The 3,839-nt window shown below is 66.0% G+C and carries 2 protein-coding genes; both read right to left on the bottom strand.

Annotated elements, in window-relative coordinates; all coding sequences use genetic code 11:
- Window positions 1–699: 699 nt before the first annotated feature.
- Window positions 700–1,911: a VWA domain-containing protein gene (locus ACZ6CZ_RS37830; RefSeq protein WP_469030629.1), complete on the bottom strand. Its 1,212-nt coding sequence runs from the start codon at window positions 1,909–1,911 to the stop codon at window positions 700–702.
- Between the two features lie 85 nt (window positions 1,912–1,996).
- Window positions 1,997–2,971, bottom strand: coding sequence for a hypothetical protein (locus ACZ6CZ_RS37825; RefSeq protein ID WP_469030626.1), 975 nt, complete (start codon window positions 2,969–2,971; stop codon window positions 1,997–1,999).
- Window positions 2,972–3,839 lie beyond the last annotated feature (868 nt).

Raw genomic sequence — 3,839 nt, 5'->3', positions numbered from 1 at the left:
CCCGCGGAGCGGGTACACCCGCGCTGCGCGCGGGTGGTTCGCTCACGCTCCGCGTGAGCGGGAAGCAGCTCGCTGCGCTCCCTGCTGAACGAGCCTGCTTCGCAGTCTCGTCTGTACTCCCTGCGCTGCGCTCCAGGAGTAAGTGCCCCGCACGGCCTGCCCGTGGCCTCCGCTGCGCTCCAGCCACTGTGACGCTCCGCGTCACGAAAGGTGCGCCACGCTCCGCGCGGCCCACCCAACGGGCCTGCGGCCCACGGCAGCAGCACCTAGTCCGGGATGGCGGTCCGTCAAGCAGGTGGAGAGCAAGGGTGGGAGGTGCCTTCCGTGCATACGGAACAGTGACAAGCCGTCCGACGGGCGAGTGCAGCGCGGTGCGTGGGACGGATGAACCCAGCCTGCTTCAAACAGAAACCTGGATCAAATCTGGAACCAACACTCCCCGCCCCTGCCGGCGACATCCGCTCGGCGTGTCGGTAGCATGCGTGGCGCCCCGCCGCAGGCGGCGCGGAGGGAACGCCACGAACGCTGGTCGACACGCTACCCCAGCTGCCCAATCAAGAACCACAGAACTCGCATACAGGGTGCGCCCGTCTAGCAAACACTCGATCAGCCGGGGTGATCCAGACGCTGCGCGAGTCCGGGTTCGGTCTGGTTTGTGGCGACTGCTTGAGTGGCAGTTACGGCTAGCTCAACGGGGCCTCACGACCGCATCCAGGTAGCGAAGGCGTCGACAAGTCCTGTGTAGAACCGCTCGCCAGGCACCGATCCCGGATTCTTGCTGGCGTCGTAGAACGCGACATTGGTGAAGGTGGCAGAGGCTGAGGCGTTGAGGTTCTTGTAGAACGCCAGCTTGCCGCGGCCGAAGCCCACAAACAACCAGAAGACACCCAGGGAGGCGGTGTTCTGGAGCATGGAGCGAACCTCAGCTTTGTCCCAGGGCTCGTCACCGACCTGAGTCACGATGAAGGCGGGGTCTGCCGCGCCGGACTCCTGGTAGTGGCTGACCGCCCGGCGCATAGCGTCGGCGACATTGCCCCAACCCCAGTCGATCTGAGTATGCAGCTGCCCGATACGACCGCGGTAGTTGTCCAGCCGGATCTCCTCCAAAAACGGCTCTCGCCCACTGGAGAAGACCACGGGGACCGTGCCATCGTCGTCGAGATTGGCAGAGAGGGCCAGAACGCGTTCGGCGAAGGCCTGCACGGCGAACGACTCATACAGCTCTTCCATGTGCCAGTCATGATCCAGGATGAGGTAGACGGCAGCTCGTCGCCCGAACATCCCTCGACTCGCGAGAACCTGACTGGCCTGTCGCGCGGGGGCTAGCAGGCCCGGAGCTTTCCGCTCCACCTTCGTCAGGTCCACCGCGGCGGTTGTCGTAGTGCGTGTCTGGGCGGGAAGCGGCGCGGCAGAGGGCTTGGGATCGACATCGACGCCGTAGTCAGTCGCCAGTCCCGCAAGGCCGGAAGCGTACCCCTGCCCCACGGCCCGGACCTTCCAGCCGTCACCACGGCGGTATAGCTCCGCCAGGACCACGACGGTCTCCCCTGACGTGAAGTCCGGCGCGGTGAACGACACCAGAGGGGCGCCGCTCTGGGTAATCGTCAGCTGAGGTGCCCGGGTGAAGACGGCGCCTGGCTGCATCGGATCAGCACTCACCACAACAACCACACGGTGCACGCCTGCCGGCAGGCGACAAAGCTCCGCAGTGACCGCCGCGCCCTCGACGGACACGCCGTCCTGGGCTGGATGGTTGTAGAAGACCAAGTCATCATCGCCACGCACCTTGCCGTCAGGACCGAGCAGCAGCGCGGACACATCCGCCGACAGTCCCTGCACCGCCACCGCCAGCACCGTCCGCGCTGTCTGCAACGCCGTGTTCTCGCCCTTACGCAGCAACGTCGTCTTCATCCCCGCCCCCTGTTGATCACCGGAGAAGAAACGGTAGTCACCTGTGCATGCCCGTGCCGCCCCTTCGGTGTATCTAGCGTGCGGGTTATCCCCGTCGTGTCTGCATGGGTCGGCGAGCGATCGCGTTGTCATGGTCGACGTCCCTTGGACCCGACCATGACAGCTCAGCCGACTTCTGCAGCCGTTTCCGCACGCAGCGGTGCGCCACGATGAGAACTTCCGGTACGCCTGAACCCGCCGAGACGTCAGCTGCTGGAGCGTGCGAAGAGGTGCCATGGCTCCCACGTGCACAGTCGCCATTCGCCCGGCCACGGCTCCGGTTTGGGATGGGCGTTGACGTCTTCTCGGATCCATCGGAGGGAGACGGTGGCCGGCGGTCCGCTGGCGCGGTGCAGGCGGCGGGCATGTCGTGGGCGACGGAGAGGATGTTGAAGTCATTCAGCGGGTAGGCCTCGTAGGCCCGGCGGATCTCGCTGCGTACAGCGTTGCCGTGCCTGGCGTGCGCATCTTGGGTGGTGAGATCGCTCCTGGACCCATAGTTTCGCCGCACCCACCACATGAGCAGGCGTTCCGAGCCTTGCCGGGCGGGGTGGTTGTCGAAGGCATCGCTGCCAGGCAGGTACTCACTTGGTGTCCACTGCTCGTTGATACGGTTGATCTTCCCCTGCTCCACGGCGAAGCTGACGAAGTCCTTGACCTGCCCCGCCAGCACTTTCCAGGTGAAGGCCGGGGTGGCCTTGTGCTGCTGTTCCTTTTCACGGGCGAAGGCCCAGTCCGCTACGGCGAACAGCCGATTCCAGGCTTTGGTCGCCAGGGCGGTGTCGCGGGTGACGGCGCTTAAGCTCAGACCGAATAATTCACCCAAGGCCCGGGCGTGAAGTGGCTCCTCGGGACGGCAAGATGCGGCCGGCGACGTCAAGCAGCGCCTCTTCACGCTCGCTCTCGTATCCAGTCTCAGCAGCTCGTTGGCCAAGTAGTCCGGGTTGCGCCACCAGAAGTCCAGCTTCTGCAGCGTGACCTGCGTCCGCATGACACCCACGGCATGTTCCAGCGCCGGCATTGCTGCTCTGCTGCTGTCAGCGGCTCGCCCGCCTCGTCGATCAGCAGCAGCAGACGCACCGCGTCTTGCTCCCGGCTGGTCACCGGGTTCCCCGGCCCCCGGTCCGCCCCCTCATGATCCTCACCACGCGGCACCCGAACGTGGCACGCGATGTCACTCGCGGTTAGGTTCGCGGTTGTCGGGTGCTTCCGGATGGTCGTCGGCCGTGGTCCACCGGCCGTCTTGGCTGAAGGGCCAGGGGTGGGCCCGGGTGTCGCCCTTGACGTGTTCGCGCAGGTTGTGCTGTGAGGCCGGGGGCGGGAGGCATGCTTAGTGGATCAATCACTCGGGCATGCGGTGCTGGGTGATCTGGGTTGCGGGCTACTTCGGTGGTCGATCCGTTCTTCGAGCTTCCACCGCGCACCGTCAAAGGGCCAAGGTACTGCGCTCCCTCTACCGTCGGTGGTGGCGGGGCGCCATCAGGTCGATCCGGGTGAACGGGCTGCCGTGCTCGACCCTGCCGGGTGCCGGACGCGTCGCCTCCACCCGGCAGGACCGGCGGTTCGGCTTCGGTCGAGGGGCCATCACGAGTGGGCCGATGCCCGTGAACGGAGCTGGCACCTGCCGGAGTATCGAGCACGCGAACTGTACTATCGCTCCAGGGCAGCCTCGCTGCGGCCTGTCCGAGACAGCCGACGGGCGGGTAGGCGTGGGCAGGACCGCACAACATCACGGTGCGACCATGCGGCGGCACCTGACGCCCGGGAGGGCGCTGGTTGTAGTCGGGCCCCCACGTGTCGGTGGTCTTCTAAAAGTGGACCAGTCTCCGACTTTGAGAATTGACCCCCTTCCGGGGTCTGGCTCGTTGAGCCAGACCGGGAGGATGGGT

It is taken from the genome of Streptomyces sp. NPDC041135, from assembly GCF_055592085.1.
This window is presented reverse-complemented; position numbering and strand designations above follow the sequence as displayed.